The following is a 14,316-nucleotide window of genomic DNA, read 5'->3' as shown; positions in this document are numbered from 1 at the left end:
CTCAAGGCTGATTTACTGCGTAACAATGTTATGTTACATTGAAATGGCGAAGGAGGGATGGCGATTGGAAGAGGATTTGATCTCGAAAAAAGAACTACTGGAGCTTACAGGGATATCGTATGGTCAACTATACCGCTGGAAACGTAAAAATTTAGTTCCTGAGGAGTGGTTTATACGTAAATCGGCGTTTACTGGGCAGGAAACGTTTTTTCCAAAGGGGCAGATGCTGGCGCGTATTGATAAGATTTTGAATATGAAGGATGATTTATCGCTGGACGAATTAGCGGATGTGTTCTCGATCGTTCCGAGTGATCTGAAAATAGATAAATTAGAGTTAGTGAAACGTAACATTGTTTCTTTGGTGACGATTGAATATGCTTCCCCCTTTTTAGGTACGACAGCGGTATACAGCTTTGAAGAGACGTTGTTTCTGTTCCTATTAGAGGAAGGCTTACAATCTGGTGAAATGAGCCTTGATGAAGGAAAGCACCTGCTTCTGACGATGAAAGAGCAATTTGCCAAATTTGAAGGAAAGCCCTGTGATTTGATTTTTATCCGGAAGATGGGGATGACTGTATTTTTACTCGTTTCGACGGGCAGTGAGCTGTATTTTGAGCATGGGGTGAAGGTTGTGCTCCGCGTGCAGGTGGCGAAGAAAATAGAAGAGCTGAAGCTGAAAATAACGACAGTGTGAGGAGGTGGCATATATGTATGCAGACACGAAACGTAATTTGTTAATTAACGGAATCGGTTCTTCGAATGGCGGGAACTTTCGTGCTGTCAGAGTTGATGGTCTTGGACGACTGGAAGGGGATATTAGCTGCTCAAATTTTACTGTAAATGGTCGAGCAGAAGTCAATGGCAGCATATCTGCTGAGACTGCTGAGATGCACGGCACTCTTACCATTCATGGGAATTTGAAGGCGGAGCGTACTCGTATCCATGGCAGAGCCAAGATTGAGGGCAATTATGTTGGAGAAAATCTTGAGATCCATGGCTCGACATCGATATCTGGCAGCTGTGAGGCAGAGAAGTTTAGAGCGAATGGCAAGCTGCACGTGGGTACGCTCAATGCGGATGCCATCCATGTTACGCTTCATGGGCATTGTAAAATTGCTGAGATCGGCGGAGAGCGGATTCAGATTCAAAAGCAACCGGGCATAGATTTGGTTCGTTGGTTGAAGATTCTGCCTAAAGCCATCGGTAATCATTTGACGGCTCAAACCATTGAAGGCGATCATATTTATCTGGAATATACAACGGCTGATGTTGTAAGAGGCGCGAATATTAAGATCGGACCTGGATGCGAGATCGGACGCATTGAATATACGGAGAAGCTCGAACAGGATAAACGATCCAAAGTGAAGCATAGTGAAAAATTGTAGCAAAGAAAGGAGGGTTTGAGGTATAATGACAACAGACACAAACAAACGTTCGGCAGTTGGTAATTTGAGCATAACGGGCAGCTCGACCGCGGCAGGGGGCCTTTATGATCGTGTGAAAATTGTTGGCGAAGGCATCATTGATGGGGATATGACATGCAGTCATCTTAGATGCGTCGGCACGCTAGAGATGGAAGGTGATTTGCAGAGCGGGCATACTGGCATCGTGGGCACATTTTCATTGACGGGCAATGTTCAAACCGATACAATGAAAAATTCGGGGACGGTGAGTATCAGCGGTGATGCGGATATTGGCACACTTACGGGCTCAGGGACAATTGAAGTGAAAGGCCATATGCAGGGCACCCGGATTGATGTAAAGGGGCATGTTGCTGCTGGAGGAGATTGCGAAGTCGATGTTTTTAAGCTGAAGGGTATGTTCGATGTCGGAGGACTACTTAACGCAGGGGAGATCGACATTCGACTTTTCCAAGACTCCTCAGTGAAGGAAATTGGCGGGGAGAAAATTAGAATCCGTAAAGCCAGTTTGCTCCATCCATTAAGCTTGTTCTTCAGACCCTCACCGCATGCCGCAGTTACGGTTTCGTTGATTGAAGGTGATGATATTTATTTGGAGAATACGCGTGCCAAGGTAGTACGCGGCAACCAAGTCGTTATTGGTCCTGGGTGCGAAATCGATCTGGTGGAATACAAGGTGCTTCTAGAGGAAAAGAAGGGTGCCAGTGTGAAGGGATCACGCAAGATGTAAAGCTCCATAGTTACAAGAAATCAAAAAGTAAAGGAATGTGTAAGCATGACAAGTAATGGTAATAAAGTGGGCTTTGTATTAGCAGGTCTACTCTTGGCAATGTTGATGGCATCAATGGACAATACCATTGTTGCTACTGCGATGGGAACCATCGTAGGAGATCTTGGTGGTCTTGATAAGTTTGTATGGGTGACATCGGCTTATATGGTGGCTGAAATGGCTGGTATGCCAATCTTTGGGAAGCTGTCCGATATGTTCGGGCGCAAACGATTTTTTATTTTTGGCTTAATTGTATTCTTAGTTGCCTCCATCCTGTGCGGTACAGCAGAAAGTATTGTTCAGCTTAGTATTTACCGTGCACTTCAAGGGATCGGTGGCGGAGCGCTCATTCCAATTGCGTTCACGATCATGTTCGATACGGTGCCTGTTGAACAACGCGGGAAGTTAGGCGGTTTGTTCGGCGCAGTGTTTGGTTTATCGAGTATTTTCGGACCGTTGCTGGGTGCCTATATTACAGATTATATTAACTGGCACTGGGTGTTCTATGTGAATATTCCGCTTGGTATTTTGGCTCTTATCTTTATTGCCATCTACTACAAAGAATCACCGATTCATACGAAACAAAAGATCGACTGGTGGGGCGCATTTACGCTTGTTGGTGCCGTTGTCAGCATGATGTTTGCTCTTGAGCTTGGCGGCAATAAATATGCTTGGGATTCCAGCGTAATTCTAGGGCTATTTGCAGCGTTCACGGTACTTACGATTTGCTTTATCTTTATTGAAAGAAAAGTGATCGAACCGATTATTTCATTTCCGATGTTTAAGAATCGCTTGTTTACGACGAGTAATGCGCTTGGTTTATTGAGCGGGATGGGCTTCATCACGGCATCCGTGTATATCCCAATTTATATTCAAGGTGTGCTTGGCGGAACAGCTACCAATTCAGGACTAGTTCTATTACCGATGATGGTAGGCTCCGTTTTCTCAGCTGTGGGTGGCGGTTTCTTGATGAATAAAGTTCCATACCGCAACATTATGATGGTGTTTGTTGTTATTCTAGCAGCTGGTATGTTCATGCTGACACAGCTTGAGCCAGATACAAGCCGCTGGTATGTGACACTATGCATGATTGTCGTCGGTGTTGGTATCGGTGCGAGTTTCTCCGTGCTTTCGAACTCAGCGATTCATCACTTTGATCCGTCGCAGCGTGGTTCTGTGAACGCGACTGTATCTTTCGTTCGTTCCCTCGGGATGACGCTAGGGATTACACTATTCGGGATTATTCAACGAAATGATTTCACGGCGAAGCTCAAGGAGATTTTCGCTGGAAGCGGGCAAGGAAACATGGCCGATAATCCAGCATTTAGTGACCCTAGGGTTCTGCTTGCGCCTGAGATGCGTGCACAAATCCCTACGCCTGTACTGGATAAAATTACGGCGGGACTGTCCTCTTCAATTAGCTATACGTTCATGTGGGCACTGATTCCAACAGCCTTAGCTGTCGTGGCAGCAGTTCTCATGAGTAAAGAACGTTTAAGCGAATCATTGGAGCATAAGCAAGCTGAGCAAGCCGCAGCGGAACAGAAGGCTTAATAATGAAATAGCCGCTCCTCAAGGTATATTCAACCTTGTGGGAGCGGCTATTTTTTATTATCTTAAGCGTACGATTCCTTGATAACAGGCTCAGTCAGCTTGTAGCCGACGTTACGAATGGTCATGATGTATTCAGGGTGACGGGCGTTTTGTTCAATCTTATCACGCAGATGGGAGATATGAACGTCCACGATACGCGTATCGCCAAGGAAGTGATAATCCCAGACGCCGTGAAGCAGCTGCTGCCGGCTAAGCACTTTGCCACGATGCTTGCAGAGGAAAAGAAGCAGTTCGAATTCCTTCGGCGTAAGCTCAACAGGCGCGCCATTCATCGTCACTTCGCGCTGCTCTGCCTTGACAGAGATTTGGCCGATCGCTATCGGTGCTTCTTCTGTCGTAGAAGGCAAGGTCTGAATGCGGCGATGGATCGCTTGAATGCGAGAGACGAGCTCAAGCGGGGAGAATGGCTTTGTCATGTAATCATCTGCGCCGTTGTCTAAACCGGCAATTTTATCGGTAAGATCCTGCATGGCGGTTAACATAATGATAGGCACGAGGTTGTTCTGGCTTCTAAGTTTACGGCATACTTGTAAGCCGTCCATTTTGGGCAGCATGAGATCAAGGACAATGAGATCAGGGCGGAACGTTTGAATCGCACCGAAGACAGCTTCCCCGTCGAACACGCAGTGTACCTCGAAGCCGGCAAGCTTGAGGTTGAATTCAATTAACATGGAGATGGAAGGTTCGTCATCAACAATAAGAATTTTCTTTTTCATCGTAGGTTGACTCCTTTAATGAAGGATAACTCTAGTATGACGTACCTCTATCATCGTGATATTAAGATTAAGTTAACCCTGTGTTAAATTGCAATCCATCAGCGGTTATAATAGGATAGAGAATGAGGTGAATGAACAGAGATGGCTTTTCATATTGTATTAGTAGAACCCGAAATTCCTGCGAACACAGGCAATATTTCAAGAACCTGTGCCGCAACAGGCACTCATCTTCATTTGGTCCGCCCGCTGGGCTTTGATACCGATGATAAGACGTTGAAACGCGCTGGTCTGGATTACTGGCATTCAGTAAAAATCGACTACCATGACTCCTTCGATGAAGTCTTGGCGGCGTACGAGGGCCATAGATTTTTCTTCGCATCCACGAAAGCGAGCAAGCGTTACTCGGACTTTACGTTCCAAGATGGCGATTTCTTCGTCTTTGGGAAAGAGACCAAAGGGCTGCCTGAGGAGCTCTTGCGCCAGCACCCGGAGACTTTGATCCGGTTGCCAATGTCTGACGCGGTAAGATCTTTGAATCTTTCTAACTCTGCGGCCATTATCTTATATGAGGGATTACGCCAAACTGGCTTTGTAGGTCTGGAGTAGGAATTCTTTTGACCTATTATTTATGGCGCAGAACAGACATTTCTGACAAGAAAAGAAAGTTTTCTAGGTCTAAGCAGAAGGAATTTCTTGAAACACGGCGAATAATATCGGTAAGCTCGATATTGCTGTGTGGGTCGAAGTGAAATTGCCGGAAACGTAGAAAACGTCTGGGAAAAAGAGAGGTGAAGTCCTATGATGAAGCCAGCTGGAGTCGTACGTAAAGTCGATCAATTGGGACGAATCGTATTGCCTAAATCGTTAAGAAAGCGATATCAAATGAACGAGGGAGATCCTGTAGAAATTCTAGTTCAGGGTGACCATATCATTCTCGAGAGATATCGTCCGAAATGTGTGTTCTGTGGAAGCATGGAAAGTGTCAGTGAATTCAAAGAACGTTATATTTGCGGCGTTTGTATAACTGAAATGAACCTGCTTAAGGCGAGAGCCTAGTAGTTAAAAAAAAGAAAAAGCATCGCTTCCTCCATATGGAGAAGGCGATGCTTTTTTTCTTGAATTAAAGGCCTTTTGATTTGTCCTCGTTATAGGAAGCCGTCATCATAGCGACGATGAATAACAGGAAAACAGTATTAACGAGCCAAAATGTTGCAGATAAACCGAACATTGCTGCACCTCCTACAGTGTTAAAGAACATTTTTGCACATAGTTAAAGTTTATTATACCCAACGATCTCCAAAAAAGAAACGACTATTGTGTGAATAATTTGGGTCATTTGAAAAACAGGAAGTGTGTAGCGAGTGGCCGCATTCTACCATCCGAAGGACGGTTGATTACGCTGCCTCCCCAGACTAATGTCGTGGAGCCGCCTCCATCCAAATTGTAAGCATCCACGGCGCCTAATTGCTGGAGCTTGTCCTGCAATTCTGCAAGTGTAGCGCCTGAATTGCCACTCTCGTCGTAGCCGTCTGTGACAAGGAACAAGAGCTGGTCATGCTTGTAATTGGCCATGACGGTTCGAGCGGCTCTCGCTGGTGAGCTCTGCCATTGGTACGGAATAGACATCTTGCTGCCGTTTTTCAGCAGGACAGGTACGAAGGTCGTACCCATCAGCGGGTTCAGCTTGTCGAGATCGGCCTGCGAGCTGAACTTGCCACCAATCAGCTTGCGATCCTTGTTCAAGCCAATGAACGCTGTGTCATTATTGGTGGGAAAGAAGCCGTTGAGATACTTACCGTTCATAACGGTGGTATCGAGCGGGTAGCGTCTTCCGCGATTGTCGTCTGCGAAGCCGCCAGCGTTAATGCCAACAACTGCGCCATAGCGCGAAGCTGCGGCTAAGGTTGTTTCACTGGAGCCGAGTTTGTCATTCCCCAGCACGAGCTTAATGGCTTTATCGTTCTTCAGGTTTACTTTAAGAGCATAACCTGAATAATGTTTTTCATTCAACGCGTATAGCTGAATGTCGATATTGCCTGAACTCGCCTGGCGGATGGGGCTGCCCAGCTTAGCAGTAATCCTTGCATCATAAATAAGTCCGGGTTTGGCGACTTGAGAAGCCGCGCTCTGAAGCATGGCGGTTACTTCTGCCGTGCTTTTCTCATACAGCTGGAAATACTGCTGAATAATAGATTTGGTCTGGACCGCATCCGTATTCGCTTGGGTGAGCAGGTTGTTCATGGCCTGTGTCTCTTGATTGAAATTGACCGGTGCTGTTATCTCAGGAGCCCTTAACGGGATAGAAATATCAAGGGACACGGAGAGCAGCCAAATGAGCATTCCCAGAAAGGGGGCGCAGGCAAGCAGCATGACACGATTGATTTGCTGAATCGAATTCGCTGTCATTATTTCAACACATCCAAGTTTTTGGTCAGCTCATCCAGCTTTTTCTTAACGTCGGCAAGCTGCGTATAAAGTTGATTGCTATTATCCGTCTTGCTGTTAGCGCTATCTTTGGTGAAAGCCAGTAGTTCATTCAGTGAATCTACCTTGGCTTGCAAAGTCTTCATATCGGAAGTCACACTATCCTTTAATTGAGAGACTTGCTTCTGATAATCTTGTTGAATTACTTGTAATTGCTGTTGGGTTTGCTGTGCGATATCGGTCGATATTTGTTGCCTCAGATGGTCTGTGTACATCATCGTAGCTGCGACTCCGACTGCGATCAGCATGACCCAACCCATGAATAACAGGATGTACGTTTTCTTCTTTACCCTGGTTGCCTTTGATGTGCGGGGAAAAGAATTCACCGATACATTCTCAATGGGCATACTCATGAAAATCACCTCTTACACTTAGTATAGCATATTCCAATATTTTCTCGGAAGATTAGATAGAATTCGTTGTTTTTCGATATTCATTGGGGGTCATACCCGATATTTTTTTGAAAACTTTGCTGAAATATTTTTCATCTTGATAGCCAACCATCTCAGCAACCTGTGAAATACGAAGATTTGGATTACAAAGAAGTACCTTCGCCTTGCTCATCCGAATTTGACCTAAGTAATCAGAGAGATTGACTTCAAACTCCTGCTTAAACTTACGAGAGATGTACTCGCGGCTAAGATAGAAGCGGCTGGCGATATCCGCAAGCGAAATATCCTCATGGTAATGCTTTTCGAGAAAGCTGGCGATTTCGAAAATAACATTGTTATCTTTATGCTGACTCTCCAGATGGAGCTTGGCTACTTGAACGAGGCTGCGGGTTAGTTCCTGCTGCCACAGAGATAAGGATAAAATGCCTTTCTCATCCAGCGTAATGATCGCTGCCGCGCTGTCCTCAAGGAGCAAAGGATGAACGTCTTCCTCACGGGTATTCGGAATGAGCTGCTGGATCCAGCGACGCATCATTACCCGATATTCCCCCCACCAGTGCTCCAGTTGTTCAGGGGTTATGATTTCGCAGCTGCGAATGGCATCAATCCATTGCTGGACAATGTCCTGGATTTGCTCCTCATTCCCACTTCGCAGGGCTAGATGAATTTGCTCCTCAAATTGGTGAAAGGTCAACGTCGCTTGTGAGCTCTTGGTCGTGTGCGAGGTGTTATGAATCCACGTTTCTTTCGATTTCAAATTACGGTGTCTTAGGGCATCTCGCGCTTCTTGATAGCTGAGCTTTAAATGGGCAGGAAAGCCATGTGCTTGTCCAATTCCAAAGTCCACGCGCGTATGCAGCGCAGTACGAATCCCCTCATTAATCGTCGCAAGCAGCTCCTCAGCCTTAGAGGGATCTGCCCATAAGAAAAGCACAATTTCATTGGGATTATGCCAGTGTCGGAAGGAGTATCCGCGTTTCTGCGTGACGAGAAATTCATTACAAATATTAATCAATGAGAAGAGAAGCAGATCGATGTTTTGGCTGAATTTATTTTTAATACTCGCTTCCATCGTATCTAGAGAAAGAATGGCAACACGACAAGTCGTAACGTTTCTGGACAAATGCAGCTCTCGCTCCAGCTGGTCAGCCACCGGCTCGTACGTACTTGGTTCGGCAATTAGCGCGGAGAGGAGCTTGTCCCAGTATATCGGTTTGAATTGATTAACTTCGATATTCAGCTCGCGATTCGCATGCCTTTGTTCTTCATCCTTAAGCCAGGTTTGGATGGCTTTATCTAAAGCTTCATTTAATTGATCCGGATCGATCGGTTTCAAAATATAGTCCGTACCGCCAAACTTCACCGTGTGTCGAAGCAAGGAGAAATCGTCGTGGCCGCTGATGACGATAGTTTTAGAGTCTGGCGCATAGCGATGCAGCCACTCCAACAGCTTGACGCCGTTCATGACGGGCATCATCATATCGGTCATAATAATCTCCGGATGCTCGCTGCGGATCAATGTAATCGCGGCTTCGCCGTCAGGGGCTTCCAAGATCGTATCGATCCCATGTTGTTTCCAATTCACGAGCAAACGGATCGCGTCACGAACATGCTTTTCATCATCTACTAGTAGTACTTTCATATCAGGTAACTCCCTTTTTCATCGGAATAAGGATGACGATCCGCAGGCCGTGGGGATGTACATGGTCAATCTCAAGTAGCGCATCATCATTGAAATAAAGCTGGACGCGCGTCAGGACGTTGCGAAGCCCAATGTAGGAATCATCCGTGACCGAAGGAGCTTTCAAGCGACTGCGGACCTCACTCATTCGCTGATCCGACATCCCAACGCCATTATCTTCTACAGTAAGTCTTAGGAAGTCCCCGTCAGGAGTGGTCAGCTTTTTAGACTCGATACGTAATAACCCCACGTCATGGGAATGGCTTGGTTTAAAGCCATGCTTGAAATAATTTTCCACAAGCGGTTGTAGGATCATTTTAGGCACAGAAAAAACTTGGGTTCCCTCTTCAATCTCGTAAACAATCTCAAATTGATGTTCAAAACGCTGCTTCTGCAGCTCCAAATACGCCTTGATATGATCGATTTCTTTCCGTAATGGAACGACTGATTCATTCGTATTCATGCTGTAATGCATCATTTTAGCTAAAGAATTAATCAGTGCGTAAATCTTAGGCGCCTCGTGCTGCAAGGCGAGAGTTCCAATAGATTGGAGGGCATTATTCAGAAAATGCGGATTAATTTGCGCTTGCAGCGCCATCAGCTGATTCGATTTATTCGCTAGCTCAAGCCGATATTCACGCATCACCATTTGATTCAAATCCTGCATCAGCCCATGGAAACGATTCGCTAGTATGCCCATTTCATCGGTCCTTGTTAACTCAACATCGCTATGATGATCTCCAAGCCCGACTTGTCCCGTTTGAATGCGGGTAATGTAACGGATCAACTGCTTAATAGGAGCTGTGAAACGAATACTAATATAGACGGTTCCAGCCATGACGATCAGCATGGAGAAGGTAAGAATAAGAGCATTAATGAAGGTTAATTGTCGCGCATTCTTCGTTAGCTGTTCATATGGAAGACGTTTTACAATCGTCCAATTCAGATAGTCAGAATGCATTTTCTCATACATATTTATTCCCGCAAAAGCACCTTTTGTCCACTCGTAGTTGCCTTTGTCAAGTTTACTGTGAACGGCTTCATCTCCCCAGTTGCCTTCTAATGGAAGTCCCCATTTGCTAGGATCCGGACCGAAGACGATGTGTCCCGTTTCATCTAATATGTAGAGTTCTTCTTGATCAGTCGTGAATAGACTTTGGGCAATCTCAGATACAAGGTCTAAATTCAAATCAATAATGAGCTCGCCAATAGACTGATTGTTAGGTGAGTACATGATGTTTCGGTGCATAGAAATAACTGGCGATGGGAGAGAATATGCAGAGAGTGACTTACCATATAGGTTGCTCTGGTGTGTTGTTTCGAAATACACGAGTTTGCCCGCAGGGAACGGCTTAAGCCCTTCATATTTACCAGCCATGCTGACTTGAATGTCATTGTTGGTCAGGAAAGAACTGTTGCTGACGGAGGCATACAGGTAAATTTGTTTGATTTCCTTCACAGAGTGGGACATGACCTGCAGGCCGCTTTTGATCACTTTATCACTCGTATAATCGATCTCGGATTTCGTTTGAATAATCTCATAGAATTGGTCAATCCCATACGTCGGAGTCTTTCCCGTGTAAATCGTGGAAGAGGCTTGAACCACGCCATCCAGATAGTTCATGAGATTCGTCTTACCTTGTGTAAGTAAAGCGGAGTTGTTGGTCAGCGTATCTTCTGTCACCTTCTGTTTCGTAAAGTAATAGGAGACGACAAGGGAGGTTAGGAAGGGTACAAGAGTGGCAATTAGCAAAAATAAGATCAATTTATTACGAATACTGTGTCGTATCAGACTTCATCAGCTCGGTTTCTATAATGGGATTTTCCCCTACATTGTAGCAGGAGAGGTCAACAAATTCCACCTAATGGGTCACCATCGTCTGTGTTTTGGGGTACTGCAGCACTCTATACTTGGAGTATAGTAGCAGAATGGTAAGGGGGACGTCCCAGTGAAAACAAAAAGAATGCTTTCAGGATGGCTTCAGCAATGGGTATTTGTCGGACCGGCATTAATCTTTTTTAGTGTTGTGGTCTTGGTTCCATTTTTGATGAGCATCTATTATTCATTTACCGAATGGAATGGTGTAACAACCAAAGTAACCTTTAATGGATTAGAGAATTTCAAACAAATTCTATTCCATGACAAGGATTATCGCAATGCCTTTAACTTTACGTCACGATTAACCGTGACGAACGTGATTCTGACGAACCTTGTAGGCTTCCTACTCGCCTTGCTGCTTACGCAAGCGTTGAAAACAAGGAACGTGCTGCGCACGATCTTTTTTATGCCTAACGTCATCGGTGGTTTGCTGCTTGGATTTATTTGGCAGTTCATCTTTGTTAAAGGTTTTGCAACCTTAGGCAATCTCACGCATATTGGATTTTTCGAATTGCCTTGGCTAGGGGATTCACCTACAGCTTTCTGGGCGATTGTCATCGTTAGTGTGTGGCAGGGTGCAGGTTATCTCATGATTATCTACATAGCGGCCTTGTCGAATGTACCTAAGGATATGCTGGAAGCAGCGTACATCGATGGTGCATCACGTTTACAAGTACTGCGAAGCATCATCGTTCCACTCATCATGCCAGCGGTTACCGTCTGCTTGTTCTTGACGATCTCGTGGTCCTTCAAAATCTTTGACTTGAACTTTTCGTTAACCAAAGGCGGGCCGTTCAACTCCACAGAGTCGGTTTCCATCAATATTTATCAAGAAGCTTTCCGTAATAATCGCTATGGTTTAGGTACGGCGAAAGCCCTTGTCTTCTTCATCGTGGTTGCCATCATTTCAACCATCCAAGTGATGTACACCAAGCGCAAGGAGGTTGAGGTCTAATGTCTACCATCAAAAAATATTCAGGTCGATTGTTTGCCCTTGAAGTTCTCGGCATCCTGGTCGCCTTGCTGTTCTTAGTTCCGTTTTACTTCGTTATCGCGAATTCTTTGAAGACTTTTCCTGAGCTCGCTGCGAATACAGCTAAGCTTCCTAGCTCGCTATATTTGGATAACTACACCAAAGTTTGGAGCATCATGAAGTTCCCGAAGGCGTTTTTCAACTCCTTGTTCATTACCGTTTTGGCTAATGTGGGCCTCGTGGTCATCTCCTCGATGGCGGCGTACCGTATGGTGAGAAGAGCGACGAAATTCAACAATCTCGTATTCTTGGCTTTCGTTGCTGCGATGGTTATTCCATTTCAGTCAATCATGATTCCACTGGTGCGCGTTGCAAGCCAAGTAGGTTTTATGGATAGCAAGCTGGGATTGGTTGCATGCTATTATGGATTTGGTGTTTCCTTAAATGTGTTCTTATATCACGGCTTCATTAAGTCCATCCCGCTGGAAATTGAAGAGTCTGCGAAAGTAGATGGAAGCTCTGCGTACGGTGTTTTTTGGAAAATCGTATTCCCGCTGCTCAAACCGATGTCGATTACGATTATTATTTTGAACAGCTTATGGATTTGGAATGACTACTTACTTCCTTCACTTGTACTGGGCAATCCGGAACTGCGTACCATTCCGCTTGCCACCTTCTCTTTCTTTGGACAGTATACAAAGCAGTGGGATTTAGCTCTTGCAGGATTAACATTAAGCGTATTACCGATCGTCATTTTCTTCTTGTTCTTGCAAAAGCACATTGTTGAAGGGATTACAGCCGGATCAGTAAAAGGATAACAAAATTGCAAATATGTTCAAGATTTTCCACCTTTATGTTCAATATACTCGGTGTTAAGCCACGATGTAAGTGTTTACAATGAAACTTGTAAGGAAGCAACAGAAGAACACTCACACAGAGTTCAAACAAAGAAACATATTAAAGGGAGGCATTACCACATGAAAAAATTAACCATGGTCTCAATGGCGGCTGTACTATCGTTGTCCTTAATCGCAGCTGGCTGCGGTAAAAAAGAAGACACAGCAAGCCCAGCCCCAACTACAGGAGCTTCCACAGGAACTGCAACGCCTGCAGCTAGCGGCAAGCCTGTTACCATTAAAATTTTCCAATTCAAAGTAGAGATCGCAGATCAGCTTGGAAAAATGGTGCAAGAATATCAGAAGTTGAATCCGAACGTGAAAATTCAAGTCGACACTGTCGGCGGTGGCGCAGATTACGGCGCAGCGCTTCTTGCGAAATTTAACGCAGGAGACAAACCGGATATTTTCAACAATGGTGGTTTCACGGATCTAGATAAATGGATCGAGAACCTAGAAGATCTATCCGATCAACCTTGGGTAAAAGATCTAGTAGACGTTGCGAAAGAGCCAATGACTAAAGGTGGAAAACTGTACGGTCAACCACTTAACCTTGAAGGTTATGGCTTCCAATACAACAAAGATCTATTTGCTAAAGCTGGCATCACAGAGCTTCCAAAAACGTTCTCCCAATTAGAAGCAGCGGCTAAAAAGCTAAAAGATGCGGGTATCACTCCTTTTGAAACAGGCTACGCAGAGTGGTGGGTACTTGGTAACCATTTCGTAAACCTTCCGTTCGCTTACCAAAAGGATCCGAATGCGTTCATCGATGGTTTGAACAAAGGTACAGCGAAAATTACTGGCAACGAAGTGTTCAACCAATGGGTGAAATTGTTCGACCTTCAATTGCAATATGGCAACAAAAACCCGCTACAAACCGACTACAATACACAAGTAACGGATTTTGCAACGGGTAAAGCGGCTATGACGCAACAAGGTAACTGGACACAAGTTCAAATTTCCAAAACAAACCCAGACATCAAAATTGGCTTCTTGCCAATGCCGATCAGTGATGACGCAGCAGCGAACGACAAATTGTTCGTAGGCGTACCGAATAACTGGGTTATCAACAAAAACTCTGCAGTTAAAGACGAAGCTAAGAAATTCCTGAACTGGATGGTTAGCTCCGATATCGGTAAGAAATATATCACAGATGAGTTCAAGTTCATCCCAGCGTTCAAAACAATTCCTGCTGACGAGAAAGTTCTAGGGCCTCTAGCTGCTGACATCATTACTTACAGCAAAGCTGGCAAAACATTGAGCTGGAACTGGTTCAAATTCCCTGGTGGAGAAGCATCCAGTAAGAAATTCGGCGATGTTATGCAAGGTTACGTAGCTAAGAAGTATACGAAAGATCAAATGTTGGAAGAATTCCAGAAAACATGGGATAGCCTTAAGAAGTAATACCAATCCAGACGTACGTCAAGCCTCAGCGCCAATGCTGGGGCTTTTTGCTGTTTAACAGATGAGGCAAGGGCTGATACAATGAAG

14 protein-coding genes are annotated in these 14,316 nt (G+C 45.0%); 9 read left to right on the top strand and 5 right to left on the bottom strand.

Annotation, left to right across the window (positions count from 1 at the left end; genetic code table 11):
• The first annotated feature begins 64 nt into the window (after positions 1-64).
• Genes AC58UX_RS09620 through AC58UX_RS09605 form a run of 4 tightly spaced genes read left to right on the top strand, consistent with a single transcriptional unit; the run spans position 65 to position 3,744 of the window.
• A complete protein-coding gene (locus tag AC58UX_RS09620; protein WP_497251817.1) occupies positions 65-694 on the top strand; it encodes a YhbD family protein in 630 nt (209 codons plus the stop codon).
• A 13-nt stretch (positions 695-707) separates the two neighbouring features.
• Complete coding sequence (locus tag AC58UX_RS09615; protein ID WP_497251815.1) at positions 708-1,385, top strand: bactofilin family protein; 678 nt, start codon at positions 708-710, stop codon at positions 1,383-1,385.
• 25 nt (positions 1,386-1,410) lie between these two features.
• Positions 1,411-2,151, top strand: a complete 741-nt coding sequence (locus AC58UX_RS09610; protein ID WP_497251813.1) for a hypothetical protein — start codon at positions 1,411-1,413, stop codon at positions 2,149-2,151.
• A gap of 45 nt (positions 2,152-2,196) precedes the next feature.
• Positions 2,197-3,744 (top strand): MDR family MFS transporter, encoded by a 1,548-nt coding sequence (locus AC58UX_RS09605; RefSeq protein WP_497251811.1) that lies wholly within the window; start codon positions 2,197-2,199, stop codon positions 3,742-3,744.
• Between the two features lie 62 nt (positions 3,745-3,806).
• Here the strand turns inward: AC58UX_RS09605 and AC58UX_RS09600 are convergent, their stop codons facing one another.
• Entirely contained in the window at positions 3,807-4,520 is a 714-nt protein-coding gene (locus AC58UX_RS09600) for a response regulator transcription factor (protein ID WP_497251809.1), read from the bottom strand.
• Positions 4,521-4,661: 141 nt separating this feature from the next.
• Here AC58UX_RS09600 and trmL point away from each other — a divergent pair, with 141 nt between their 5' ends.
• Positions 4,662-5,126 (top strand): tRNA (uridine(34)/cytosine(34)/5-carboxymethylaminomethyluridine(34)-2'-O)-methyltransferase TrmL, encoded by a 465-nt coding sequence (gene trmL, locus AC58UX_RS09595; protein WP_497251807.1) that lies wholly within the window; start codon positions 4,662-4,664, stop codon positions 5,124-5,126.
• A gap of 195 nt (positions 5,127-5,321) precedes the next feature.
• On the top strand, positions 5,322-5,576 hold the full coding sequence (locus tag AC58UX_RS09590) for an AbrB/MazE/SpoVT family DNA-binding domain-containing protein (RefSeq protein WP_497252147.1): 255 nt from the start codon (positions 5,322-5,324) through the stop codon (positions 5,574-5,576).
• Positions 5,577-5,852: 276 nt separating this feature from the next.
• Here AC58UX_RS09590 and AC58UX_RS09585 read toward each other — a convergent pair whose 3' ends face one another.
• The 4 genes from AC58UX_RS09585 to AC58UX_RS09570 are packed head-to-tail and all read right to left on the bottom strand — an operon-like array spanning position 5,853 to position 10,830.
• Positions 5,853-6,926, bottom strand: a complete 1,074-nt coding sequence (locus tag AC58UX_RS09585) for a phosphodiester glycosidase family protein (protein ID WP_497251805.1) — start codon at positions 6,924-6,926, stop codon at positions 5,853-5,855.
• Positions 6,926-7,357, bottom strand: coding sequence for a hypothetical protein (locus AC58UX_RS09580; RefSeq protein WP_497251803.1), 432 nt, complete (start codon positions 7,355-7,357; stop codon positions 6,926-6,928). The genes AC58UX_RS09585 and AC58UX_RS09580 overlap by 1 nt, the downstream gene beginning before the upstream one ends.
• Positions 7,358-7,409: 52 nt before the next feature.
• Complete coding sequence (locus tag AC58UX_RS09575) at positions 7,410-9,038, bottom strand: response regulator (RefSeq protein ID WP_497251801.1); 1,629 nt, start codon at positions 9,036-9,038, stop codon at positions 7,410-7,412.
• Position 9,039: 1 nt separating this feature from the next.
• A complete protein-coding gene (locus tag AC58UX_RS09570; RefSeq protein WP_497251799.1) occupies positions 9,040-10,830 on the bottom strand; it encodes a sensor histidine kinase in 1,791 nt (596 codons plus the stop codon).
• A 211-nt stretch (positions 10,831-11,041) separates the two neighbouring features.
• Between AC58UX_RS09570 and AC58UX_RS09565 the strand changes: the two genes are divergently transcribed.
• The 3 genes from AC58UX_RS09565 to AC58UX_RS09555 all read left to right on the top strand — a co-directional run bounded on the left by AC58UX_RS09565 (position 11,042) and on the right by AC58UX_RS09555 (position 14,229).
• Positions 11,042-11,911 (top strand): carbohydrate ABC transporter permease, encoded by an 870-nt coding sequence (locus AC58UX_RS09565; protein ID WP_497252145.1) that lies wholly within the window; start codon positions 11,042-11,044, stop codon positions 11,909-11,911.
• A complete protein-coding gene (locus AC58UX_RS09560) occupies positions 11,911-12,747 on the top strand; it encodes a carbohydrate ABC transporter permease (RefSeq protein WP_497251797.1) in 837 nt (278 codons plus the stop codon). Before AC58UX_RS09565 ends, AC58UX_RS09560 begins: the two co-directional genes overlap by 1 nt.
• A gap of 159 nt (positions 12,748-12,906) precedes the next feature.
• The gene (locus AC58UX_RS09555; protein WP_497251795.1) at positions 12,907-14,229 is read left to right on the top strand and encodes an ABC transporter substrate-binding protein; all 1,323 of its coding nucleotides are present in this window, start codon (positions 12,907-12,909) and stop codon (positions 14,227-14,229) included.
• Positions 14,230-14,316 lie beyond the last annotated feature (87 nt).

This window comes from Paenibacillus sp. J22P90 (genome assembly GCF_059692195.1).
This window is presented reverse-complemented; position numbering and strand designations above follow the sequence as displayed.

What these genes read in the sequence shown, in the direction of transcription:
- AC58UX_RS09610 (WP_497251813.1), top strand. Translation starts at nt 1,411, where the DNA reads ATGACAACAGACACAAACAAACGTTCGGCAGTTGGTAATTTGAGCATA.
- AC58UX_RS09615 (WP_497251815.1), top strand. Translation starts at nt 708, where the DNA reads ATGTATGCAGACACGAAACGTAATTTGTTAATTAACGGAATCGGTTCT.
- AC58UX_RS09555 (WP_497251795.1), top strand. Translation starts at nt 12,907, where the DNA reads ATGAAAAAATTAACCATGGTCTCAATGGCGGCTGTACTATCGTTGTCC.
- trmL (WP_497251807.1), top strand. Translation starts at nt 4,662, where the DNA reads ATGGCTTTTCATATTGTATTAGTAGAACCCGAAATTCCTGCGAACACA.
- AC58UX_RS09560 (WP_497251797.1), top strand. Translation starts at nt 11,911, where the DNA reads ATGTCTACCATCAAAAAATATTCAGGTCGATTGTTTGCCCTTGAAGTT.
- AC58UX_RS09590 (WP_497252147.1), top strand. Translation starts at nt 5,322, where the DNA reads ATGAAGCCAGCTGGAGTCGTACGTAAAGTCGATCAATTGGGACGAATC.
- AC58UX_RS09580 (WP_497251803.1), bottom strand. Translation starts at nt 7,357, where the DNA reads ATGAGTATGCCCATTGAGAATGTATCGGTGAATTCTTTTCCCCGCACA.
- AC58UX_RS09585 (WP_497251805.1), bottom strand. Translation starts at nt 6,926, where the DNA reads ATGACAGCGAATTCGATTCAGCAAATCAATCGTGTCATGCTGCTTGCC.
- AC58UX_RS09600 (WP_497251809.1), bottom strand. Translation starts at nt 4,520, where the DNA reads ATGAAAAAGAAAATTCTTATTGTTGATGACGAACCTTCCATCTCCATG.
- AC58UX_RS09575 (WP_497251801.1), bottom strand. Translation starts at nt 9,038, where the DNA reads ATGAAAGTACTACTAGTAGATGATGAAAAGCATGTTCGTGACGCGATC.
- AC58UX_RS09565 (WP_497252145.1), top strand. Translation starts at nt 11,042, where the DNA reads ATGCTTTCAGGATGGCTTCAGCAATGGGTATTTGTCGGACCGGCATTA.
- AC58UX_RS09605 (WP_497251811.1), top strand. Translation starts at nt 2,197, where the DNA reads ATGACAAGTAATGGTAATAAAGTGGGCTTTGTATTAGCAGGTCTACTC.